The organism is Undibacterium sp. YM2, from assembly GCF_009937975.1.
Taxonomy (GTDB): domain Bacteria; phylum Pseudomonadota; class Gammaproteobacteria; order Burkholderiales; family Burkholderiaceae_D; genus Undibacterium.
The window spans coordinates 2,609,361-2,632,440 of record NZ_AP018441.1; the positions used below are offsets into that span (position 1 = coordinate 2,609,361).

Consider the following 23,080-nt stretch of genomic DNA (forward strand, 5'->3'; position numbering starts at 1 on the left):
TCTATTCAGGTTTGGTACGCAAAATGAACTGCAGCGCCTGTTCTGCCAGTTCATCTATGCTGATGCCTGAACCGCGCCTATACCATTGTGCTGTCCAGTTCAGCGTGCCAAACATCAACAACTTGTCTATGCGCGTGGGCATGGCCCAATCCCCTGAGGCATGCAGGTCTACGATGACTTTTTCCCACGCAGCTTCATACTTGTCTTTGAGGGCAATGATGCGTGCGCGTGCGGGTTTGTCGAGTGCGCGCCATTCGTACAGCAGTACGGCAATAAAATCATGCTCAGGAGCCAGCAAGGTATTCAGATGGACCTTGACCAGATGCTGAAACGCCAAGCGCGGCGGCAAATCTGCCAAAGCCAGCTTCTCTATTTCTTCCAGTGACTTTTGCATGCCTTGTTCCATCACTGCGACCAGGATGTCCTGCTTGGTCTTGAAGTGATAAAACCAGCTGCCTGACTGTATCCCCACCGCCGCAGCGATGTCGCGTACGGTAGTGTTGTCATAACCCTTTTTTCTGAAAAGCTGTGCTGATTTCCTGATCAAATCCTGGCGTATGCTTTCTGCTTCGTCCAGCACAGGGCGGCCGCGCTTTTTTGCGGTTTCTGAGGCGGGCAATGCTTGCTCTGTCGCGTCGGTAGTAATTTCTTTGGGCATTGCTATTGGGGATAGTCTTCTAAAAAATGTGGTGGTGTGCTTTCCTGATAGCTCTTGATGGTAACCTTAAACATAGCCGCCATCAATCAGGCCAGAAAAAATCAGGCACAAAAGTCTGAAACCATAATATAGGAGACACAGCATGCAAATCAAACCAAGCTGGATGACGCCAGAGCTGGAAACTTTTCGCGACGCAGTACGTCGCTTTGTCGCTGCCGAAGTCATTCCGCACCAGGAGCATTGGAAAAAACAGCAACATGTAGACCGCGATGTTTGGGACAAGGGCGGTGCCATGGGCATTCTGCTGGCCGACATACCTGAGGAATATGGTGGTTCTGGCGGCAGCTTTGCCCATCAATCCATCGTGTTTGAAGAATTGACTTATGCCGGTGACATGGCCTTTGGCATCCATGTACATGCGATTGTCGCTCATTATATTTTGAACCAGGGGACAGAAGAGCAAAAGCAAAAATACTTACCCAAGCTGGCTTCAGGTGAAATGATCGCCGCCATCGCCATGTCTGAGCCAGGTGCAGGGTCTGATCTCAAAGGCATACGCACCACTGCCAGACGTGATGGCGACAGCTATGTTATCAATGGCTCCAAGACTTTTATCTCTAATGGCTATATGGCCGATCTGGTGGTGGTTGTAACCAAGACTGACCCTGAGGCTGGTGCCAAGGGTGTTTCGCTGATCATGGTAGAAACCAGAGACTGTCCAGGTTACAGGGTAGGACGCATACTGGAAAAAATAGGGCAAAAAGGCCAGGACACTTGCGAGCTGTTTTTTGATGATGTGCGGGTGCCGCTGGACAGGGTGCTCGGCGGCGTAGAAGGCAAGGGTTTTACCCAGTTGATGACTGAACTGCCCTATGAGCGCACCATACTGGGTGTATCCGGCGTTGCTGCGATAGAGCGCGCACTGGATTTGACGATCTCCCATACCCGTGAACGCAAAGCCTTTGGCCACGCCCTGATAGAAATGCAGAATACCCGCTTTGTATTGGCAGAGATCAAGACCGAGGCAACAATAGCCCGTACCTTTATCGACCGTTGTATAGTCGATATGATGGAAGGGCGCATGGATACCGAACTGGCATCGATGGCCAAATACTGGATATCCGATTTGCAGTGCAAGGTCATAGACCAGTGCCTGCAGTTATTTGGAGGTTATGGCTATATGCTGGAATATCCTATAGCGCAAATGTATGTCGATGCGCGGGTACAGCGCATCTATGGTGGTGCCAATGAAATCATGAAAGAAATCATATCTCGTAACTTATAAGCAGATAAAAGCAAGAATAAAAACGGAGAACAAAACATGGCTGGACCTTTACAGGGCATACGTGTCATAGAAATGGTGGGCTTAGGCCCATGCCCTTTTGCTGCCATGATGCTGGCTGACATGGGGGCAGAAGTCATACGCATAGACCGCAAGCTCACTCCAGGTGCGAATAATCCTTTTCCCATGCTGGGCACCAAATATGATGTCATGTCCAGAGGGCGGCGCTCGCTGGCTCTGGACTTGAAACAGGCAGAAGCCAAAGCCGTCTTGCTGGATCTGGTAGCGAGTGCCGATATCCTGCTGGAAGGTTTCCGCCCTGGTGTCATGGAAAGACTGGGCCTGGGGCCGGAAGTCTGCCAGCAACGCAATCCACGTCTGGTATACGGGCGGATCACTGGCTGGGGCCAGGATGGCCCGCTGGCGCAGGCTGCAGGGCATGACCTGAATTACATCGCACTCAGCGGCATGTTGCACGCAATGGGACGGGCAGATACGCCACCAGCACCACCTTTGAACCTGGTTGGCGATTTTGGTGGCGGTGCCATGATGCTGGCTTTTGGCGTGGTCTGTGCTGCTTTGGAGGCGCGCAGTTCTGGCAAGGGGCAGGTGGTGGATGCTGCTATGGTCGATGGTTCGGCCTTGTTGGGCGCGATGATTTACGGTTTCCGTGCCTTTGGTGCCTGGTCAGACCAGCGCGGAGCGAATATGCTGGATGGTGGTGCGCATTTTTATGACACTTACGCTTGCGCTGACGGCAAATTCATCTCCATAGGCGCGATAGAGCCGCAGTTTTATGCTTTGTTGCTGGAGCGTGCCGGTATCACCGATAGCGCTTTCAATACGCAAATGGATAGCCGCAAATGGCCAGAGCTGAAAGAAAAATGTGCGGTGCTGTTCAAGACCAAAACTCGCCAACAATGGTGTGACTTGATGGAAGGGACGGATATCTGTTTTGCTCCGGTACTGGATATGGCAGAAGCCCCCAAGCATCCACATAATCAGGCCAGGGCTAATTTTACTGATATCGAAGGCATATTGCAGCCAGCACCTGCGCCACGATTCAGCAGGACCGCGCCAGAAGTCAGCAGACCGCCGGCAGCACCTGGCCAGCATAGTGCTGAGATTTTGCATGACTGGGGAATCAGCGCGGACCGCATATCCAGCCTAAAAGAGAATCAGGTGATTTAAATTCGTATTTGCTGTCTATTTTATTTATTGCTGTTCTATCAGTTTTGCCGCTGACTCAAATTCAAACTGATGCATATAATGCCTGAGTTGTATCATGGCATCCGGGTTGAATTGAGTAGCAATTGCGGTTTCGTTTTCTTCAAACAGGCTCTGCGCATCAGCGTCTGATGCAGCCAGTAAGATGCGCAGCTCGGTCACGATGTTTTTTGCCTCGGCTTCGTCGACGATGATTTCTTCGTGCTGGGGCAAAATTCCTGGTAATACCGTTTTTAACTCATCCAGTACTGCATTAAGTGACTGAGTAAGTGGCTCCAGGGTTTCCAGGATGAATTCCCTGTCTTCTTCTTTGCTTAGTTTGTATTCTAGTTCGGCCGCTATTTTTTGCAGTTTTGTGGCACCTATGCTGCCAGCCAGACCCTTCAGGGTATGACTTAACCTCTCTGCATTACCATACTCCCCAATTTGTATGAGTCTGTTCAATTCATGTAAGGTATCAGCCTGACTTTGTTCAAACCGGTGCAGCATGTTGATATAAAACTCATGACGCCCACCCATGTAATGCAGGCCCAGGCTGGTGTCGAGCTCGTTGAATTGAGGGAATCCGGCATCCTCATCATCAAACACGGTACTGGTGATCAGGCTGCCGGGCACAGGCAGTTCATGTTCCGTATCCATCCAGTGCGAGACTATGCTAAACAAAGCATCCGGTTGTATAGGCTTGGTCAGGTAATCCTGCATGCCTTCACGCATGCAACGCTCCCGAATATCGCCAACAGCATGTGCAGTCAGGGCGATGATAGGTGTGTCATCCAGGCGCGCATCTTGTCTGATTCTTGCAGCGGCTTCATGGCCATCCATGATGGGCATTTGCAAATCCATGAATATCATGGCGTAATATCCAGGCTCATTTGCCATGATCAGGCGCACTGCCTCTTCACCATTGTCGGCAACGTCAGCAGTAATTCCTATCATGCTCAGCAGCTCTATGGCAATTTGCTGATTGACTGGATTATCTTCAGCCAGCAAGACCCGACGGCCAGCATGGTTTTGTATTGCAAAATTACTGTTATGACTATGGTGTGATTCTGCATGTGTGTCAGATGCGGTATGCAGGGTAAAATCTATTTCCAGTGGCAAGGTAAAGCTGAATGTAGAGCCTTTGTTCTCTTGGCTACTGACTTCAATTTGCCCACCCATCAGCTCCACCAGGCGGCGTGAGATGGATAATCCCAGGCCAGTTCCCCCATATTTACGGGTTGTCGAACCATCTGCCTGGGTAAAGGGCTGGAACAGGCTTTGCTGCTGCGCCACAGACATTCCTATGCCAGTATCCCGTACCGAGAATGTCAGGTCCGTCGTTGCAGATGTGGTTGGCGGTCGGCTGACACTGAGTTCAATTTCTCCGCCTGCAGGGGTGAATTTGACGGCATTATTGACCAGGTTGGTCAACACCTGCCCCAATCGCAGCGGGTCTCCACGCAGGTGTGCAGGTACTTCTTCAGCGATGCTGACGATATAGGCTATCTGTTTTTCGATGGCTTTCTGGCTGGTCAGGGTGGATACGCTATTGAGCACATCCTTGATGGAGAAGGGAATATTTTCCACATCCAGCATGCCTGCTTCTATCTTGGAAAAATCCAGTATGTCATTGATGATGCCCAGCAGTGACTCTCCGGCATGATGAATTTTGCTGACATAATCATATTGCTTGGGTGTCAGCCTGGTTTGTAGCGCAAGGTGGGCCAAGCCTATGACCGCGTTCATGGGCGTGCGGATTTCATGGCTCATATTCGCCAGGAATTCACTTTTTAATCTTGTCGCATCTTCTGCTTTCTTGCGTGCCTGCCTTTCTGTCAGGCTGGAAGACTCCAGTTGCTGTTGGGTCAGGCGCAATTCTCGATAGGCGTTGGCATTGTCAAGTGCAATCGCGCCGTAAGAGCACAGCGTGCGAAAAATCAGGCATTCCCTCTCGCCATAAGCATATTCGCGCGGTGTCTGTATGCTCATGACACCGAGGATACGGTCACCTATGCTGAGTGGGGCAAACAACAGGCTCAGGGTTTCCAGTGTATCTGGTACGACAGGGAAATCATTATCCGGCCGTAATTCCAGCTTGATTTCACGTCGTTCGCGAACACAACGAGCACTCGAGGCACGTTCATCTGTCAGCGCGACTTCATGGTAGGGGTGGGGCAGGTTTTCTTCTACGCCAAATGCCTGGGTCAGCATTTGTCCATCTGGTGACAGCATGTAAATGATGAAGGTGGTCGCATCCAGCAAATCCTTGAGATGGAAGTGGATAGCTTCAAAAACAGCTTCGGGCTCCAGGTTGGAGGTGATTTGCTGACCTATCCTGCCCAGACGTTCCAGCGTAGCACCAGCTTCCTGTAAGGTAGCTGCCCGGCGCGCTTCGGATACGGCAACCAGCCTGTGCTGTTCAGCCTCGGCACGTATCAATTCTGTCTCATGTCTTACCTGGGCCATGGCTGTGCGGTTATTTGCCTGCTTCTTGCTCTCACGCTGTTCTGCTGCAACGGCTTTTCGCGCATACAACAAGGCTTTATTGCTGTCACCTACATCGGCCCAGGCATCACTGAGGGCCATCAGTAATTCTGTACTGGCTTGCCAGCCTTCGGTCAGTTCACCTGTCTGCAGGGATTCTTCCAGGTAGTGGATGATGGCATTGGGAGCATCCATTTTCTCCGGCATGGTGATGATATGCCGCGCATGTATTTCGGCCAGCGTCTGGTTCAGGTTGACGCCAAGCGCGGTGAACTGGTGCTGGTGTATCAGGGATCTGGCTTCGTCTATGGCCGCCAGGGCAGCATCGGCCTGGCCTGATACTGACAATGCCCGTGCATAGCGTATCAAGGCCTGCGGCAAGTCGTCCATGGAATGAGCTGCGCGGAACAGCGCAATTGCTTCACCGAAGGCCGCGATCGCCCCAGCGGTTTCGCCCTGCATCAGCAGACATTCCGCCAGTTCCGCATGGACGATGGCCTTGTTGATACCACCTGGCGTCCTGGAAAAACCATTCAGCGCCTCTTCCAGGGTTTTCTGGCTGCGTTCATACTGGCCCAACTGTCGCAGCAGGCTGCCAAGATGGGACATGGCATAGCCTATCAGGGCTGGCCATTCCGTTTCATGTGCGCGTTCGGCAGCCCAGTCAAAGACACCGGCAGCACCTTCGAGGTCACCCACAGTTTGCATGGATTCACCAGAATTACCTGCCGAAATGATGGCCAGCCTGATCAAGCCTGCCTGGCGGGCCAGTTCACTCGACTGTAGATAATACACGGACGCCCGCGCAGGTTCCCGCCTGCCTTGAATGACTCCTGACGCTGCTGTCAAATGGGCAGCAACGGCTGGGTGCTCACGATGTTGGTATTGCTTGTCAAACGCCATGTGCCTGACCGAGGCAGCGAGTGGATCATAAAATGCCAGCTCATAGATGACCCAGGACTCTGCAATGGCGAGCCTGAGTTTGTCATTTGCCTTGGTGTACCAGCCCACGGCTGCTGCACATGCCCGTGCTTCTCTGGCAGGGTCGCCTTGCTCCAGCGCCAGCAGGGCTTCGGTCAGACTGGCGTCCCCCAAGCCTGTATTATCATTCAAGTCAGTGAAGACCGTGACGGCTTCACTGAACAACAGTTCGGCATTTTTTTTGTCGCAGAATAAGGCAGCGATTTCTGCACGTATCAGGCAGAGGCGGGCATGGAACTGTCTTCTCAGGGTTTCCGGGGCATCGAGGTCTGCAAGATCGGCCAAAACCGACATCGCCAGTGTATTGGCCTGCTGGCTATTCCTTTGCCTTAAATACCAGGCCAGTGTCAATTGACTGATGAATCTATCCAGCCCCTGTGCTGAAGTCAGCCTGTTGGCAAGCTGGTTTACTTCTTCGTCAGTAGCAAATAGATTCATGGTCGCAAGCGAAATAGAATTGCTCAAATCATACCTTATGCGAGTCTGCTTGGCGGATTAAGAGTCCCACTGTGTTGCAATCTTCACAGATATGCATGCAGAACAGGTTTGTACCAGGAACTTTTTAAGCCCGGATTCATCTGATTCCACTGATTGATATTCTATTGATATATTATCGCCTGCATCTTGAGACGCTATAGTCCAGAATCGATCAATAATTGAAATTTAAATAATAATCAAAGAGGGGAAATCTATGCGTGTGTCAAAACTGTTGCCTCTGGCCTGGGCTGTCATACTGTGTTTGCCAGCATTGGCGGCAGAGCCAGTCACCAAGCCGGATATAGAAAAAAAGAAATGGGATGTCAATCATCCACCCGGCGAAAGCAAAACAGTCAATATTTACACCCGCACTGGTACCTGGATGAGCGTGGATGTCAGCCCGGATGGCAAGCAACTGGTGTTTGATTTGCTCGGCGACTTGTACACGCTACCCATTGCCGGTGGCGAAGCCAAGGCTTTGACGCACTCCATCGCCTGGGAAATGCAGGCGCGTTTCTCACCGGACGGCAAACAGATAGCCTATATGTCTGACGCTGGTGGCGGTGACAATGTCTGGGTTATGAATGTTGACGGCAGCAATGCCCATGCAGTCAGCAAGGAGGATTTTCGTTTATTGAATAATCCTGTCTGGCACCCGAATGGCCAGTACATTGCCGCACGCAAGCACTATACCGGCACTCGCTCACTGGGTTCTGGTGAAATCTGGCTGTATCATCAGAGCGGTGGCACAGGCGTGCAATTGAATGAAAAACCCAACTGGCAAAAAGACCTGGGGGAGCCGGCGTTCTCACCTGATGGCCGCTATGTCTACTATTCCCAAGACACAACACCAGGCACGTCCTTTGAATACAATAAAAATTCCAACGGCCAGATTTATCAAATTTTCCGTCGTGACCTGCAAGATGGCAAGGTCAAAGCGCTCGTCAGTGGCCCTGGCGGAGCAGTGCGCCCGATACCTTCTCCTGATGGCAAATACCTGGCTTTCGTGCGCCGCATCCGCAATCAGTCTGCCTTGTTCCTGAAAAATTTGCAGACTGGTGAAGAAACAGCAGCATGGCCAGAGCTGGAGCGTGACATGCAAGAGGCCTGGGCTATACAAGGCGTGTATCCAGCCTTTGCCTGGATGCCAGGCAGCAAGGAAATTGTGGTCTGGGCCAAGGGCAAACTCTGGCGTCTTGATCCATTCAGCCGCAAGGCAGTCGAAATTCCTTTTCATGTGAAAGATACCCGGGAAGTGCGCAGCGCCTTGCGCTTCCCGCAAGAAGTCGCGCCTGATCAGTTCGATGTGCATCAATTGCGCTGGGTGAATGTCGCGCCACAAGGGGACAAAGTTGTTTACTCGGCGCTGGGACATATTTATGTCAAGGACCTGCCAAATGGCACGCCACGCCGTCTGACCACACAAAACGCGCATTTTGAATTCTTCCCCAGCTTTTCACGCGATGGCAAGTCTGTGGTGTTTAGTAGCTGGAATGATGAAAAGTTCGGCGCTGTCAGAACTGTGGAGCTTGCCAGCGGCAAGGAAACCATAGTGACCAAGGCTCCGGGTAAATATTTGCAGGCGCGATTTTCACCTGATGGCAAGCAAGTTGCCTACGTCAAAGCCAAGGGTGGCTACCTGACTACGCCCTGGCATGGCATGGAAACTGGCGTATTCCTGGCGAACACAGACGGTAAATCCGAACCTCGCCTGTTGACGGAGGAGGGTGGTTCACCACAATTTGGTAAAGATGGGCAAGCAGTGTATGTCACTCGCACACAATATACTGGTGAAGTCGATTGGACTACCTCGCTGATACGCGTGCCTCTGGATGGAAAACCCGAGCAGCCAGTCGCAAAAAGTGAATTTGCCGGTGAATTTGCGATTTCACCAGATGGTGAATGGCTGGCTTTCGGCGAGCGTTACCATGCTTATGTAACGCCGTTGCCGCTGGCTGGCAAGGCAGTCACCATAGGACAGAAAATGGATGCGCTGCCTGTCAAGCAACTGGATGTGAATGCCGGGCAATACCTGCACTGGTCTGGCGACAGCAAGCGTATCAATTTCTCACTCGGCGATGAATTATTCAGCCGTGAATTGAAAGATGCTTTTGCTTTCGTGCCAGGCGCACCTGCTGAATTGCCTAAACCGGTAGAACAGGGGCAAAAAATAGGCTTCCGCCAGGCTGCTGACAAACCGAGTGGTTACACAGTCATATCCGGCGCCAGAATCGTCACCATGAAAGGCGAGGAGGTCATCGAAGATGGCCGTATTGTCGTCAAGGATAATCGCATCGTTAGCGTCGGTAAATCTGCTGATGTGGCCATACCTGCAGGCGCAACCCAGATCGATGCCAAGGGCAAAACCATCTTGCCGGGCCTGGTTGATGTGCACTGGCATGGCAGCATGGGCGAGAGCGGCATTATCCCGCAGCAAAGTTGGGTCAATTATGCTTCGCTGGCTTTTGGTGTGACGACCATCCATGATCCATCGAACGACACTGGAGAAATCTTCACGCAAAGTGAATTACAAAGAGCCGGACAAGTGCTGGGGCCACGTATTTACTCTACCGGCACTATCCTCTACGGTGCCAAGGGTAATTTTGCCGCCATCGTCAATAATCTTGATGATGCCTTGACGCATTTGAAACGCCTCAAGGCAGCAGGCGCGATTTCAGTCAAGAGCTACAACCAGCCAAGGCGTGAGCAACGCCAGCAAGTGCTGGAGGCTGCACGCCTGACACAAATGATGGTCGTGCCGGAAGGTGGTTCGCTGTTCCAGACCAATATGAGCATGGTAGTCGATGGCCATACTGGCGTTGAGCATGCCTTGCCAGTTGAGAAAGTGTATGACGATGTCAAGCAACTGTGGTCGCAAACTCAGGTAGGCTATACCCCGACCCTGGGAGTCGCCTACGGTGGCCTCGATGGCGAGCACTACTGGTATGCCCATACCGATGTCTGGAAACATCCTCTGCTGAGTAAATATGTACCGCGTTCAGTGCTGGAACCACGTAGCGTCAGACGTGAGACTGCACCGGAAGAAGACTTCAATGTCATCAAGGTGGCGCAGACTGCAACCGCCTTGCAACGTGCCGGTGTTCCCGTCAATCTGGGTGCGCATGGTCAGCGCGAAGGTCTGGCAGCGCATTGGGAATTGTGGACCCTGGTCAAAGGCGGCATGACTCCGATGGAGGCGATACGCAGCGGTACCATCAATGGCGCACGTTATCTGGGCATGGATAAGGACATAGGTTCTCTGGAAGTTGGCAAACTGGCTGACCTGATGATTATTGATGGTGATGTCCTCAGAGACATCCGGCAATCAGACAAACTCAGCCATGTCATGTTGAATGGACGTTTGTATGAATCTGCTACCTTGAATGAGGTGGGTAAAACCAAAAAAGTGCGTAAAGCTTTCTTTTTTGAGGGTAAGAGCGGCGCTGAAATGCCCATAGAGGCCGATGAGCATGCGCACGGCCACTAATGCCTGAATAAGCTACTCAGTGTAATGAAGAATGCAGCTATTGAAAAATAGCTGCATTTTTTACATCTTCTCACGGTCAAGATATACAGTTCCTTATAACGATTAAAGCGGCCTGTATCCTAAGTTGCTGGTGGCATGTGTCACAATAGAGGCTTGACGCATTAGTCTGGTGCATTTTATATTGCTTTAGTGATATTAAATTGCCGACTTTGCAGCCTTGATTCTATGTCCAACCATCTGGAGTTCTATCATGTTTCAGCACGTCGAAGCCTATCCTGGCGATCCTATCTTGTCCTTGAACGAGGCCTTTGGTAAAGACCCCCGCACCAACAAGATCAATTTGTCTATCGGTATTTATTTTGACGATGCTGGCAAGATTCCCATGCTGCCATCTGTACGTGCAGCAGAACACAAGGTCGTGGCAGATGCTGGTGCCCGTCCTTATTTGCCTATGGAAGGCGCAGCAAATTTCCGCACAGCAGTGCAGGAACTCTTGTTTGGCGCAGACAGTGCAGCAGTCAAAGCTGGCCGTGTCGTCACTATCCAGGCGGTGGGTTCCAGCGGTGGCCTCAAGGTGGGCGGTGATTTCATCAAGCGTTATTTCCCGACATCGACCATGCTGGTCAGCGATCCTACCTGGGATAATCACAAGGCAGTATTTGAAGGTTGTGGCCTGACTGTCAAAACCTATCCTTATTATGATGCTGCAACTGGTGGCTTGCGTTTTGATGCCATGATAGAAGCCTTGAAAGCCGCAGAAAAGAAAAGCATCGTCCTGCTGCATGCCTGCTGCCATAACCCTACAGGTGTCGATCTGACGCAAGAGCAGTGGCAACAACTGGTGCCGGTATTGAAAGAGCGTGAACTGATCGCCTTCCTCGACCTGGCTTATCAGGGCTATGGCGACGGTATCGTCGAAGATGCCTATGCCGTGCGCTTGCTGGCTGACCAGGGCTTGAGCTTCTTCGTTGCGAATTCCTTCTCCAAGAGCATGAGCCTGTATGGCGAGCGTTGCGGTGCCCTGAGTGTCGTTTGTCCGGATGCGGCACAGGCAGTGAATGTGCTAGGTCAGATGAAAGCAACGATACGCCGCAACTACTCCAACCCACCTCTGCATGGTGGTCAACTGGTAGCCCGCGTATTGAGCGACCCCGAGCTGCGCCCTATGTGGGAATCAGAAGTTGTCGCCATGCGCGACCGTATCCAGCTCATGCGCCGTAAATTGCATGATGTACTGGCTGCAAAATTACCAGGCCGTGATTTTAGCTACTTCCTGACGCAACGCGGCATGTTCAGCTATACAGGTTTGACGGCTGAGCAGTGTGATCGCCTGAAAGAAGAATTCGGCGTTTATCTGGTCCGTTCTGGCCGTATGTGTATTGCCGGTTTGAATACTGGTAATGTTGAAGCGACTGCGAATGCAATCGCGGCTGTTTTAGGCTGATTGTCATTGTCCCTGTCCAAACATCTTGCGGGCAGGGACTTTCATCGTTGTGGCTTTATATGAAAAATAGTTACCTCTTGTCTTTGCTGGTGTTTTTGACCGCAAATGCTTCTTCCGCTGAGCTGGTTTATAAAACCTATGTGAATGGTCGATATGGTTTTTCGATAGATTATCCAGATTACCTTATCCCGCAAGGTGAAGCTGCCAATGGTGACGGCCAGGTGTTTTTATCTAAAGATGGTGAGGCTGAGTTGCGTGTTTATGCCAGGGCTTGCATAGAGGAATGGGATACGACTCCGACAGAATTCCTTAAAAAGGCAGAAACAGAAAAAGTAAAAGAGGGTAGGGCCATTTCTTATCGCGCCAAAGGAAAAGGTTTTGCCGTTGTCTCTGGTACCAAAGGCAAGCAGATTTATTACGATAAATTACTGACGACTGGTAACTGGTGTACTTTCTTCCAATGGAATTACGCCGCCAGCAATAAAGAAAAATATGATGAAGCAACCAGGCTTATCGCCAACTCTTTCAAGCCCTGATTTTTCTATTTTGAAATAGAAAGGTCGTCAGTAAAATTATCAAAAAAGATAATTCTTGCGATGATAAATTAAACTCCAAATGTTAATATGGCATCTTTGCCATTTTTATTCCATGTGGAGTAGTCATGAAGCCAGCAGTGCAATTATTGTGGTGGATGCGTGTGTACCTGCTGGGGCTTTGTATTGCGCTCTCAGGGTGCGCAACCCAACTGGCACCCGCTTATGACAAAACAGTGGTTGATGGCTTGGCCGCCGTCAATACAGACACCATGGTTTTGTTCGCCAGCGTGTCTAACGGCAGCGATAAAAACAGCTTCCCCTCCCGCGTTGATAATTACAATTCACTGATTGGTCGGCTGGACGCACTGAGTTTGCAGGCCGGAGCCCGGCCCATGCCAAAAAACAAGGTGACCGATACCATTAATCAATTACTTGATAAACGTGGCAGCCCGGCCATGTCGGGTGACGACGGCACACCGCCTAGCGCCTATGCCATCAAAAAAGTATCGGAAACCCTGAGTAAAATGCGTGATGTTGACCGTCTGCAAGGCGTGACTGCTTATGAGGCGCAGGCTTTCAAGGGGCAGGCCGTGATCTATCTCGATCAGGCAATTACGTATGAAAATTTCTTGCAGCGTTAATTTGGGGCATAAATATGGCACTTGATCTTGATCAACTCGTCGCTGACATGCAGGCCGCAGCTTCTGGTGTTTTACAGGCTGACGTGACAACCTTGCGCGGATTTACGCAACAACAATTAAAAGCCATAGCGCAACAGGCTGGGCTGGTCAGTACCGGCATATTGACCAAGCAGATTACGCCTGAAACCCAACAGTTTTTCCTGGATGGGCTGGAGGATATGGCCTTGAGTTTCGCTAAAACCTTGCGGGAGTTACTGATGGTCACCATAGAAAAAGTCTGGAATGCAGTTGTAGGCGTACTCTGGTCTGCAATTTCCAAGGCGACCAATCTGGTATTGCCTGTACCGGTCATGAATTCTTGAAGCTTCTTGGTACATTCCGAAGCCGATTTTTCTAAGACAAACTGCACGAGTCTTCATTGCATCCCACGGCCTGCTTGGGTTTGCCTTCATTCGCGCTGACAAGCTCTTCTGTAGCATCTGTCTCTGCCACCAACTGGCCCAGCATGCTGCCTAATTTGAGATCATCAATGTGGCCAAAGTGATGAAATCTAATGCGCCCCTGCCGGTCTATGAGCAAGATGCTTGGCGTGCCGCGCAAGCCATATTTCTGCATGCTCAAAGGTATTCCACTGACAGGATCTGGCATGTCAATGGCAATCGGGAAGCGTAAACGGTATTCATGGATGAAGGCTTTTAAGGCTGCTTTTCCCATCACCTGATGATGTTCAAACACCGTGTGCAATCCTATCACCGCAAGTTCTTGTTGCAAAAATTCATTCCTTACTGCGCTTGCCTGTGGCAAACCATGCGTGACACAGGCAGGGCATAGCATTTGAAAACTATGCAGTAACACGACTTTGCCGCGTAAAGACTGCAAGCTGATAGCTTTATCAGTGTTGAGCCAGTCTGAAGTGATCAGTTCAGGTGCGATGCTATTGATCATAGACATTTTTATTCTTTCCGTTTTATTTGAATTTATCTGAGTAAGGTGCGGAGTTATCCGCACCTTTAAAAGCTGATTAATTTTTGCTGGCTGCGTTCAGCTTGATTTTGGGAAAATCAACCGGTACATCCAGTGCCACATTGATATAGTTGGTGTACAGATTGAGAGCGACGTGGGCCATGATTTCAACGATGTGTTCATCGTCATAACCATGTGACCGTAAAGCTTCCACATCGTCTTTATTAATTTGTGCCTGCTGACTGACTACCTTCAATGCAAATTTAAGTGCTGCATCAGTTTTCACGTCGTCTGAATTGCCTGATTGGGCTGCCGCCATTTCTGAGGCACTGGCACCTGCTTTTTGTCCCAATACGGTATGTGCTGCCAGGCAGTATTCGCACTGATTCTGATTTGCTATGGCAACTGCAATTTGCTCTCCCAGTTTTGCCGGGATGACGCCATTGCCAAGGGCCGCAAACGCAGACCACATGCTGTTGAGCGCCGCCGTAGAGTTGGCGACAGCGCGGAACATATTTGGTGTGGCACCAAAGGCAGTATTAATGTCATTCAAAATGGCATGGCGAGTACCAGATGTTTCTTTGAGATTGATGAGTTGAACATGAGACATGGTGATTCCTTTTGGGTTTGCGATGTTGGCTTACTGATTGAATTTACCTGGCAGGCTGAGATTGCCTGAGGCGACTTTGAAAACATTGTTTACGCAAAGCAGTGGTGCATGGACACTGGCATTGACACGCAGTGCAGCAGTGACACCGTCAAAGCCAGCAGACTGAATGCTGGCTATATCATCAAAAGGCACGCGTACTTCCAGCGTTTTGCCTTTGAATATAGGGTTCCAGCCCGGGCTGTCTATGAGTATCGGCAAGCCCGGCCAGGTTTTTGGCAGGCGGGGTTTGCTACCCTCGGGAATATCAACAACTTTCAGCGCATCTTTGCCGCAAGCCTGATCGGGCTGCAAGACTACCCAGTGTGAGTGCCAGGCATTGCCATCATTGTTGGGATTGCCATCGCCGTTTTCATCAAACAGCGGGGTGTCATCAAAGTCAGGGTGAGAAGTTACGGCAAAAGCCAGGATGCCACTTTTAGGCTCGAAACCTACTATGGATGGGTCCAGAGTGGTTGGCCAAACATAAGAGAAAACAGAGCTGCCCGCGAGCTTGCCTGATTTAGAAGGCTTGGTTTTGCCAGCCTTGCCGGAGACGGCAATATGAAAAATTGCCACATTGCCTTCAGTCGTAATCTTGGTATGGAAAATATCAAAGTCAGGTTTGATCTTGCTGCTGGCTTCAGTTTGTATACCACCCTGATGTGCGTGATCATGAGCCGCGGCCCAGTGCGTTGTACTGGCGATGGTCAGGCTTAGACCTAAACCAAGACTGAGGCAGAGTTTTTTGTATCTGTGTTCCATGTTTATCTTTCAAATGTCATGTGACGGTTCTGTTTATCGACACGCATTGCCAGGCTAATTTCTGATGCGTGTACTGCTTACATTCGATGCAAGAACCTCAGCATCAAATATTATCAATAGGAGTCCTAAGTAAATGGAGTAAAAAAATAGGCGATCTGCCCCAGCTAACTCTTCTTCAGCTATTCCATTCTTACTTATCCATTTTCATTTCATTTCGATTTTCTTCCAGTTATTGCGAATGATGTTGTTTGCTGTTTGTTGATGTTCAGGACAATCCAGGCGCAATTGCTCTTTGCGTAAAGGCGCATCCACCAGGGCACAATGGTGGGGTGCGAGCACATCTTCGTGTCTGTCCGGCATGAAGTGTGCACAAGTGACACAGGCGCGGATGTCTGGAAAATGTTCGGCTTGCTGCAGTGTGCCTATCAGGTTTAACAGGTTGGTAAAAGTTTGTTCTTGTGCTGCAGGTGATAATTGCGCTATGGCTTCGCTGGCAAAACCGGTTGCACCAGCTATTTTTTTGACCAGGGCATGACCATCACTAGTGAGTCTCAAGGCAATGGCGCGACCATCGTCTGGTGCACGGGCTTTTTCTACCAAGCCTTTGGCAGTCAATGAACTCACAGAGTCGCTGGCACTGGCCGTGCTGACACCCAATTGCTCGGCTATCCATGACAGCCTGACAGCATCTTTGCGCGCCGCCAGCATGTCTATGATATCGACTTGGGTAGGGTTCAAACCTTCAGACGTGGCGAACTGCCAGGTGCCCGAGCGCAATACGCCGGCAATTCTGGCAATCGCATCCAGTATGCGTTCACTGGTTGCTGGTGTTTCGTCCCATGGATGCTTGGCTGGCTTTTTCATGCAAGCATTATGGCGCAATAAAATAGATATGTAAAGGAGTCCTAATTAAATTATTTGTAGTTTGATTTACTGTGGATTTGCCTGCTTCTATACATTGGGTTTTGCCAGTGTGGTCATAGGCGGGTGCAACTGATGCTGAAATCAGGTGCTGAAGCTGGAAACACTTAATTTGTCTTCTGGTATGTTAATCCACTGGGTACAGGCGTGTTTCAGCTTTTCTGGATTGCCGCTGGTGTAAGCATTAATGTGGGGAGTATCGCTATTTCTGGTTGTCAGATCGCGTTCAGCTAGCAAACGTTGTATTTGGGATGCGACGGCTTTTCCGGTATCGATGAGTTTGATGGGTCCGCCGTCAGGAACATGCGCAGACGCGAGCTTCTGTATGAGGCCAGCTACAAAAGGATAATGTGTGCAACCCAGTACCAGTGTATCGACTTTTGCGTCAAGCAAAGGGGTCAAATATTTTTTCAGTAAAAGCCGGGTTTCATCCGCATTTGCTTCGGCTTTTTCTATTTGATCGACCAGGCCTACGCAGGCTTGCGGAATAAATTCCACGCCGGTCTCTGCACTTAACTTTGTGCTCAAGTGCTGATACTTTTCGCTTTGTATTGTGGAGAGGGTGGCTAGTACACCGACTTTCTTTGTCTTGCTGAGCAGGCTTGCCGGTTTTAAACCGGGTTCCATGCCAACAATAATGAGGTCAGGGTAATGTAATCGCAGGTGCTTGATGGCGGCGGCGGTTGCCGTATTGCAGGCAACTACCAGTGCCTTGATTTTTTTTCTCAACAAAAAATCTGTGACAGCGATGCTACGCTCCAGAATCTCCGCACTGGTCTTGTCACCATAAGGTGCAAAACCTGAATCTGCCACATACAGCAATGCTTCATGTGGCAGGGTCTGGCGTATGTGCTGCAAAACCGACAGTCCACCAAGGCCAGAATCAAATACTCCAATCGGAGCAGAGCGTGAAAATTCCTCTGATGCCATAAGGAGTATTTATTCTTGCTTCAGCCAGTAATAGTCAGTGATAGTCGGGGTGCGATCAGGATGCGCTGACAGGGATGATGCCTATCTTCGCTTGCCATTCTTTCGGGCCGGTATTGTGTACGGATGTGCCGCTGGAATCAACCGCAACCGTGACTGGCATATCGACGACATCAAATTCATAGATCGCTTCCATGCCCAGGTCAGCAAAACCAACTACCGTAGCTGATTTGATCGCCTTGGAAACCAGGTAAGCCGCACCGCCAACAGCCATCAAATATGCTGACTGGTGTTTGCGTATGGATTCTATGGCGACCGGGCCGCGCTCTGCCTTGCCTATCATGGAAATCAGGCCGGTTTTTTCCAGCATCATGTCGGTAAATTTATCCATGCGGGTGGCGGTCGTCGGGCCGGCCGGGCCAACTGCTTCATCACGTACAGGATCAACCGGGCCCACGTAGTAAATCACGCGGTTGGTGAAATCGACAGGCAGTGACTCGCCCTTGGCCAGCATGTCCTGAATGCGCTTGTGGGCTGCATCGCGGCCAGTCAGCATTTTGCCGTTCAGGAGCAAAGTCTGGCCTGGCTTCCAGGAGGCGACTTCTTCCTTGGTCAGGGTGTTCAGATCAACGCGTTTGGATTTTTCTGTATCAGGTGCCCAGCTTACATCTGGCCAGTCAGACAGTTTTGGTGGTTCTATATAGCTGGGACCAGAACCGTCGAGCACAAAATGCGCATGACGTGTTGCAGCGCAGTTGGGGATCATGGCAACCGGCTTGGATGCCGCATGGGTAGGGTACATATTGATCTTGACGTCGAGCACTGTCGTCAAGCCGCCCAGACCTTGTGCGCCTATGCCCAGAGCATTGATCTTGTCGCACAGTTCTATACGCAATTCTTCAGTCTTGTTTTGTGGGCCGCGTTGCTTGAGCTCATACATGTCGATGTCATCCATCAAGGATTCTTTCGCCATCAGCATGGCTTTTTCTGCAGTGCCACCTATGCCTATACCCAGCATGCCAGGAGGACACCAGCCCGCGCCCATGGTCGGCACGGTTTTCATGACCCAGTCGATCAGTGAATCGGAAGGGTTCAGCATGACGAACTTGGTTTTGTTCTCAGAGCCGCCCCCTTTGGCTGCGACTTTGACATCGACAGTATCGCCAGGAACCAGTTCCATGTGTACTACGGCAGGTGTATTGTCCTTGGTGTTTTTGCGTTCAAAGTGCGGGTCTGCGACGATAGAGGCGCGCAGTTTATTGTCAGGGTCGTTATAACCACGACGCACACCTTCGTTGACTGCATCGATGATGGAACCACTGAAACCTTCAAAGCGTACACTCATGCCGATTTTCAGGAATACATTGACGATACCTGTGTCCTGGCAAATTGGACGGCGGCCTTCTGCGCACATGCGCGAGTTGGTCAGGATTTGTGCAATCGCATCTTTTGCTGCCGGGCTTTGCTCGGCTTCATAGGCGCGTGCCAGATGGGCGATATAGTCGGCTGGATGATAGTAACTGATGTATTGCAGCGCTGCGGCTACGGACTCGATCAGATCGTCTTGCTTGATGACTGTCATGATTTGGCTCTGGGCTAGGTGAAAGAAAACTGGTGTTGTAGATATTACTGTTGATAACTAAAAGTAAATTACTCAAACTTGTGTGTGCTGCATGACAGAATTTTTCATTGCCATGCAGCTCTTGTTGTTAATTGTAGTTGTTAGTCTGCGACTCTCAATAGGTAACTATCAATAGGCAACTATCAATGTTTATCGGCCGCCAGTGCGGTATGCGTCATGATGCGATCGCAATGTGCAATTGCCAGGGCCGATAACAGAAACACCATGTGTATGCCAGTCTGGGCAAGTATGACATCACCTCCATAATTGCCTGCATTGATAAAAGTTTTTAATAAATGGATGGATGAAATGCCAATAATCGCCATGGCCAGTTTGACTTTAAGTACTGATGCATTGACATGAGACAGCCATTCGGGCTGGTCAGGATGTCCATCCAGGCCCAGGCGAGACACAAAAGTCTCATAACCGCCAATAATGACCATGATGAGCAGGTTGGAAATCATGACGACGTCAATCAAGCCAAGCACGACCAGCATGATGGTGGTTTCTGTGAGTTTGTTTGGCCTGGTGCCACCGGTGGAAACTGCGTCCAGTATATGCTTCAGCGCGGATTCGTTACCCATTGCTGCGCCTATCAAATCCACGAGTTCTACCCAGAAGTGGAATACATAAACGCATTGCGCAAGTATTAATCCGAGATAAAGTGGTAGCTGCAGCCAACGGCTAAAAAAAATCAGGCTGGCAAGAGGCGATAGTTTGGTTGAAGAAACTGGTTTGGTCATGTCGGCAATCGTTGGTGGAAAGGGCAGTTTTTGATGCGAGCCCGTATTTTACATGGGCAGAGCCAGCTCGTGTAGCGCTGCTGATAATGTTGGCTATGTAGTGGAGGTGTAATGGTATCTTTGTGGTATCATTTTTCAAAAGTGCAAGCGTAAGGCTTGAGTAAGTCTCCAAGTTTATGGTTTGCCCTGTGCTTAAAGGTGATAATTACTGCCACAATCTGGTGCAATGCCAGTTTGGGGTGAAGCTGTAGTGAAGATTTTAATCTAACGATAACAAGCTGGAGATAACAATGTCTGACCTCAACGCTGCGCAAGCTGAAGCTAAAACAGAATCCCGCGTTTTTTACCCACCGGCAGCATTTGTTGCCAATGCGGCTATCCCAAGCATGGAAGCGTATGACGCGCTATGCAAAGAAGCTGAGCAAGATTATGAAGGCTTCTGGGCACGTCTGGCACGCGAAAATTTGCACTGGCATAAAGATTTCAATACCGTGCTGGATGAATCCACAGCACCCTTGTACAAATGGTTTGAAGATGGTTTGCTGAATGTGTCTTACAACTGCCTGGATGTGAATCTGCAGAAAGGCAATGGCGATAAAGTAGCGCTGATTTTTGAGGCGGATGGTGGTGAAGTCACCAAGGTGACATACAAGGACCTACATGCAAAAGTCTGCCAGTTCGCCAATGGCCTGAAGTCTCTGGGTATTAGTAAGGGTGACCGTGTTGTGATCTACATGCCCATGTCTGTTGAGGGCGTGGTTGCCATGCAGGCCTGCGCACGCATAGGTGCAACACACTCTGTAGTGTTTGGTGGTTTCTCGGCAAAATCCTTGCAAGAGCGTATTGTGGATGTGGGGGCGGTCGCTGTTATCACGGCCGATGAACAAGTCCGTGGTGGCAAGCATTTGCCTTTAAAAGCGATTGTGGATGAAGCACTCGCTCTGGGCGATTGCGAGAAAGTGAAAAATGTCGTCATCTATAAACGCACTGGTGGAAACATCAATGTTGCGGCAGGACGTGATGTATGGATGCATGAACTGGTAGCCGCCCAGGCGGCAGTGTGTGAGCCTGAATGGGTCAGCGCAGAACATCCTCTTTTCATACTGTATACGTCAGGCTCTACCGGCAAACCAAAAGGTGTGCAGCATTCATCGGGTGGTTATTTGCTGTGGGCTATCCTGACAATGAAATGGACTTTCGATGTCAAGCCCTCAGATGTGTTCTGGTGTACTGCTGATATAGGCTGGGTAACAGGTCACACCTATATTACCTATGGCCCGCTGGCAGCAGGCGCCACTGAAATCGTGTTTGAAGGCGTACCTACTTTCCCCAATGCCGGGCGTTTCTGGAGCATGATAGAAAAACACAAGGCCACCATTTTCTATACTGCGCCAACAGCGATACGTTCGCTGATCAAGGCTGCGGATGCTGACGCCAATATTCATCCTAATAAATTTGATTTATCATCCTTGCGCTTGCTGGGCTCTGTAGGTGAGCCTATCAACCCTGAAGCCTGGATGTGGTACTACAATAATATAGGTCGCACCAATTGCCCTATTGTTGATACCTTCTGGCAGACAGAAACAGGTGGTCACATGATGACGCCTTTGCCAGGTGCCACGCCTATGGTGCCGGGTTCCTGTACTTTGCCTTTGCCAGGCATCATGTCTGCTATTGTTGATGAGACAGGCCATGATTTACCGAACGGACAGGGTGGTATCCTGGTTGTCAAGCGTCCATGGCCGTCGATGATACGCACGATCTGGGGCGATCCTGAGCGCTTCAAGAAAAGTTACTTCCCGGAAGAGTTCGGCGGCAAAGTCTATCTGGCCGGTGACGGTGCGATACGCAATAAAGATACCGGTTATTTCACTATCACTGGCCGCATTGATGATGTGCTGAATGTATCGGGTCACCGCATGGGCACCATGGAGATTGAATCTGCCCTGGTGGCGAACCCACTGGTGGCTGAAGCTGCTGTCGTAGGCAAGCCTGATGAAACAACAGGGGAGGCGATTTGCGCCTTCGTGGTATTGAAGCGTGCACGCCCGACTGGTGATGAAGCCAAGCAAATTGCGACCGAATTGCGCAACTGGGTAGCGAAAGAAATTGGCCCTATCGCCAAGCCCAAGGAAATCCGCTTTGGTGATAATTTGCCCAAGACACGCTCTGGCAAGATCATGCGTCGCTTGCTGCGGGTGTTGGCAAAAGGTGAAGAGATCACCCAGGATATTTCTACACTGGAAAATCCAGCTATTCTGGAGCAACTGAAGCAAGCGCAATAAGCAAGCAGCAAATGCATTAGTTGAGGAGTAAAAAAAATGGCGCTGCAGTGCAGCGCCATTTTTGTCATTGCATCTTGTCAGCGATTGGTACGTGACATGAATACCAGGCGCTCAAACAAATGCACATCCTGTTCATTTTTCAGCAAGGCACCATGCAGGGGAGGGACGATCGCCTTATTATCCTTGCTGCGCATGGCTTCTGCGGGTATATCTTCAGCCAATAAGAGCTTCAACCAGTCTATGAACTCTGAAGTGGAAGGTTTTTTCTTGAGGCCGGCAACGTCGCGGATTTCATAAAAGGTTTGCAGTGCCTGCGCCAGCAAGTCTGACTTTAATTTTGGGAAGTGGACATCGACGATCTTTTGCATCGTTTCCTTGTCCGGGAATTTGATGTAATGGAAGAAGCAGCGGCGCAGGAAGGCGTCTGGTAGTTCTTTTTCATTGTTGGAAGTAATGATGACCAGTGGGCGATGCTTGGCGCGCACCATCTCACGGGTTTCATAGACATAAAACTCCATACGGTCCAGCTCGCGCAACAAGTCATTCGGGAATTCTATGTCGGCCTTATCGATTTCATCGATGAGTAAAACCACGGGCTCGTCAGCAGTAAAGGCCTGCCACAGCACACCTTTGACGATATAGTTGTGGATGTCCTTGACTCTTTCATCGCCGAGTTGCGAGTCACGCAGGCGCGAAACAGCATCGTACTCATACAATCCCTGTTGTGCCTTGGTCGTGGATTTGATATGCCATTGCATCAGGGGCATATTCAGGGCTGCAGCGACTTCTTCCGCCAGCATGGTTTTGCCTGTGCCAGGCTCACCCTTGATCAGTAGTGGGCGTTGCAGACTCAGGGCGGCATTGACTGCCAGTTTCAAATCATCGGTAGCGACATAATTGTCGGCACCGTCAAAGCGTAAAGTAGTTGGCGCTTGTGTCATGGATATAAACTCGACGTGTAGGGTTACTTGAGAGTGTAAAGAGTATAAGCGAGAATTTGTCCTCTTGTG

Annotated in this window: 18 protein-coding genes; 8 read left to right on the forward strand and 10 right to left on the reverse strand. The window is 50.3% G+C overall.

The window, feature by feature from the left end; translation table 11 throughout:
- Position 1: 1 nt before the first annotated feature.
- Positions 2 to 658: a TetR/AcrR family transcriptional regulator gene (locus tag UNDYM_RS11885; protein WP_162041213.1), complete on the reverse strand. Its 657-nt coding sequence runs from the start codon at positions 656 to 658 to the stop codon at positions 2 to 4.
- 142 nt (positions 659 to 800) lie between these two features.
- Between UNDYM_RS11885 and UNDYM_RS11890 the strand changes: the two genes are divergently transcribed.
- Both UNDYM_RS11890 and UNDYM_RS11895 read left to right on the forward strand, forming a co-directional pair.
- The gene (locus tag UNDYM_RS11890) at positions 801 to 1,943 is read left to right on the forward strand and encodes an acyl-CoA dehydrogenase family protein (protein WP_232064007.1); all 1,143 of its coding nucleotides are present in this window, start codon (positions 801 to 803) and stop codon (positions 1,941 to 1,943) included.
- A gap of 36 nt (positions 1,944 to 1,979) precedes the next feature.
- On the forward strand, positions 1,980 to 3,131 hold the full coding sequence (locus tag UNDYM_RS11895; RefSeq protein ID WP_162041214.1) for a CaiB/BaiF CoA-transferase family protein: 1,152 nt from the start codon (positions 1,980 to 1,982) through the stop codon (positions 3,129 to 3,131).
- A 24-nt stretch (positions 3,132 to 3,155) separates the two neighbouring features.
- On the opposite strand, the gene UNDYM_RS11900 is transcribed toward UNDYM_RS11895, so the two are convergent.
- Positions 3,156 to 7,052 (reverse strand): ATP-binding protein, encoded by a 3,897-nt coding sequence (locus UNDYM_RS11900; RefSeq protein WP_162041215.1) that lies wholly within the window; start codon positions 7,050 to 7,052, stop codon positions 3,156 to 3,158.
- A gap of 253 nt (positions 7,053 to 7,305) precedes the next feature.
- On the opposite strand from UNDYM_RS11900, the gene UNDYM_RS11905 reads away from it, so the two are divergent.
- The 5 genes from UNDYM_RS11905 to UNDYM_RS11925 all read left to right on the forward strand — a co-directional run bounded on the left by UNDYM_RS11905 (position 7,306) and on the right by UNDYM_RS11925 (position 13,561).
- A complete protein-coding gene (locus UNDYM_RS11905) occupies positions 7,306 to 10,578 on the forward strand; it encodes an amidohydrolase family protein (RefSeq protein ID WP_197741890.1) in 3,273 nt (1,090 codons plus the stop codon).
- A 250-nt stretch (positions 10,579 to 10,828) separates the two neighbouring features.
- On the forward strand, positions 10,829 to 12,022 hold the full coding sequence (locus tag UNDYM_RS11910) for an amino acid aminotransferase (RefSeq protein WP_162041216.1): 1,194 nt from the start codon (positions 10,829 to 10,831) through the stop codon (positions 12,020 to 12,022).
- Positions 12,023 to 12,081: 59 nt separating this feature from the next.
- Entirely contained in the window at positions 12,082 to 12,558 is a 477-nt protein-coding gene (locus tag UNDYM_RS11915; protein WP_162041217.1) for a hypothetical protein, read from the forward strand.
- Between the two features lie 125 nt (positions 12,559 to 12,683).
- Positions 12,684 to 13,199: a hypothetical protein gene (locus UNDYM_RS11920; RefSeq protein ID WP_162041218.1), complete on the forward strand. Its 516-nt coding sequence runs from the start codon at positions 12,684 to 12,686 to the stop codon at positions 13,197 to 13,199.
- Between the two features lie 14 nt (positions 13,200 to 13,213).
- Positions 13,214 to 13,561 (forward strand): hypothetical protein, encoded by a 348-nt coding sequence (locus tag UNDYM_RS11925; protein WP_162041219.1) that lies wholly within the window; start codon positions 13,214 to 13,216, stop codon positions 13,559 to 13,561.
- Between the two features lie 31 nt (positions 13,562 to 13,592).
- Here the strand turns inward: UNDYM_RS11925 and UNDYM_RS11930 are convergent, their stop codons facing one another.
- From UNDYM_RS11930 to UNDYM_RS11960, 7 genes are all read right to left on the reverse strand, one after another.
- Positions 13,593 to 14,150, reverse strand: coding sequence for a redoxin domain-containing protein (locus UNDYM_RS11930; protein ID WP_162041220.1), 558 nt, complete (start codon positions 14,148 to 14,150; stop codon positions 13,593 to 13,595).
- Between the two features lie 70 nt (positions 14,151 to 14,220).
- Positions 14,221 to 14,772, reverse strand: coding sequence for a carboxymuconolactone decarboxylase family protein (locus tag UNDYM_RS11935; RefSeq protein WP_162041221.1), 552 nt, complete (start codon positions 14,770 to 14,772; stop codon positions 14,221 to 14,223).
- A 30-nt stretch (positions 14,773 to 14,802) separates the two neighbouring features.
- Positions 14,803 to 15,573 (reverse strand): hypothetical protein, encoded by a 771-nt coding sequence (locus UNDYM_RS11940; RefSeq protein WP_162041222.1) that lies wholly within the window; start codon positions 15,571 to 15,573, stop codon positions 14,803 to 14,805.
- Positions 15,574 to 15,777: 204 nt separating this feature from the next.
- Complete coding sequence (locus UNDYM_RS11945; protein WP_162041223.1) at positions 15,778 to 16,437, reverse strand: MarR family winged helix-turn-helix transcriptional regulator; 660 nt, start codon at positions 16,435 to 16,437, stop codon at positions 15,778 to 15,780.
- Between the two features lie 141 nt (positions 16,438 to 16,578).
- The gene (gene murI, locus UNDYM_RS11950; RefSeq protein ID WP_162041224.1) at positions 16,579 to 17,424 is read right to left on the reverse strand and encodes a glutamate racemase; all 846 of its coding nucleotides are present in this window, start codon (positions 17,422 to 17,424) and stop codon (positions 16,579 to 16,581) included.
- 55 nt (positions 17,425 to 17,479) lie between these two features.
- The gene (locus UNDYM_RS11955) at positions 17,480 to 19,003 is read right to left on the reverse strand and encodes a fumarate hydratase (RefSeq protein WP_162041225.1); all 1,524 of its coding nucleotides are present in this window, start codon (positions 19,001 to 19,003) and stop codon (positions 17,480 to 17,482) included.
- 182 nt (positions 19,004 to 19,185) lie between these two features.
- Positions 19,186 to 19,785: a YqhA family protein gene (locus tag UNDYM_RS11960; RefSeq protein WP_162041226.1), complete on the reverse strand. Its 600-nt coding sequence runs from the start codon at positions 19,783 to 19,785 to the stop codon at positions 19,186 to 19,188.
- Between the two features lie 290 nt (positions 19,786 to 20,075).
- Between UNDYM_RS11960 and acs the strand changes: the two genes are divergently transcribed.
- Complete coding sequence (gene acs / locus UNDYM_RS11965) at positions 20,076 to 22,070, forward strand: acetate--CoA ligase (protein WP_162041227.1); 1,995 nt, start codon at positions 20,076 to 20,078, stop codon at positions 22,068 to 22,070.
- A gap of 77 nt (positions 22,071 to 22,147) precedes the next feature.
- Here acs and UNDYM_RS11970 read toward each other — a convergent pair whose 3' ends face one another.
- Entirely contained in the window at positions 22,148 to 23,011 is an 864-nt protein-coding gene (locus UNDYM_RS11970) for a MoxR family ATPase (RefSeq protein WP_162041228.1), read from the reverse strand.
- Positions 23,012 to 23,080: the final 69 nt, after the last annotated feature.

Excerpts from the sequence above, each read along its gene's own strand:
- UNDYM_RS11885 (WP_162041213.1), bottom strand. The coding sequence starts at position 658 with ATGCCCAAAGAAATTACTACCGACGCGACAGAGCAAGCATTGCCCGCC.
- UNDYM_RS11890 (WP_232064007.1), top strand. The coding sequence starts at position 801 with ATGCAAATCAAACCAAGCTGGATGACGCCAGAGCTGGAAACTTTTCGC.
- UNDYM_RS11895 (WP_162041214.1), top strand. The coding sequence starts at position 1,980 with ATGGCTGGACCTTTACAGGGCATACGTGTCATAGAAATGGTGGGCTTA.
- UNDYM_RS11900 (WP_162041215.1), bottom strand. The coding sequence starts at position 7,052 with ATGAATCTATTTGCTACTGACGAAGAAGTAAACCAGCTTGCCAACAGG.
- UNDYM_RS11905 (WP_197741890.1), top strand. The coding sequence starts at position 7,306 with ATGCGTGTGTCAAAACTGTTGCCTCTGGCCTGGGCTGTCATACTGTGT.
- UNDYM_RS11910 (WP_162041216.1), top strand. The coding sequence starts at position 10,829 with ATGTTTCAGCACGTCGAAGCCTATCCTGGCGATCCTATCTTGTCCTTG.
- UNDYM_RS11915 (WP_162041217.1), top strand. The coding sequence starts at position 12,082 with ATGAAAAATAGTTACCTCTTGTCTTTGCTGGTGTTTTTGACCGCAAAT.
- UNDYM_RS11920 (WP_162041218.1), top strand. The coding sequence starts at position 12,684 with ATGAAGCCAGCAGTGCAATTATTGTGGTGGATGCGTGTGTACCTGCTG.
- UNDYM_RS11925 (WP_162041219.1), top strand. The coding sequence starts at position 13,214 with ATGGCACTTGATCTTGATCAACTCGTCGCTGACATGCAGGCCGCAGCT.
- UNDYM_RS11930 (WP_162041220.1), bottom strand. The coding sequence starts at position 14,150 with ATGTCTATGATCAATAGCATCGCACCTGAACTGATCACTTCAGACTGG.
- UNDYM_RS11935 (WP_162041221.1), bottom strand. The coding sequence starts at position 14,772 with ATGTCTCATGTTCAACTCATCAATCTCAAAGAAACATCTGGTACTCGC.
- UNDYM_RS11940 (WP_162041222.1), bottom strand. The coding sequence starts at position 15,573 with ATGGAACACAGATACAAAAAACTCTGCCTCAGTCTTGGTTTAGGTCTA.
- UNDYM_RS11945 (WP_162041223.1), bottom strand. The coding sequence starts at position 16,437 with ATGAAAAAGCCAGCCAAGCATCCATGGGACGAAACACCAGCAACCAGT.
- murI (WP_162041224.1), bottom strand. The coding sequence starts at position 17,424 with ATGGCATCAGAGGAATTTTCACGCTCTGCTCCGATTGGAGTATTTGAT.
- UNDYM_RS11955 (WP_162041225.1), bottom strand. The coding sequence starts at position 19,003 with ATGACAGTCATCAAGCAAGACGATCTGATCGAGTCCGTAGCCGCAGCG.
- UNDYM_RS11960 (WP_162041226.1), bottom strand. The coding sequence starts at position 19,785 with ATGACCAAACCAGTTTCTTCAACCAAACTATCGCCTCTTGCCAGCCTG.
- acs (WP_162041227.1), top strand. The coding sequence starts at position 20,076 with ATGTCTGACCTCAACGCTGCGCAAGCTGAAGCTAAAACAGAATCCCGC.
- UNDYM_RS11970 (WP_162041228.1), bottom strand. The coding sequence starts at position 23,011 with ATGACACAAGCGCCAACTACTTTACGCTTTGACGGTGCCGACAATTAT.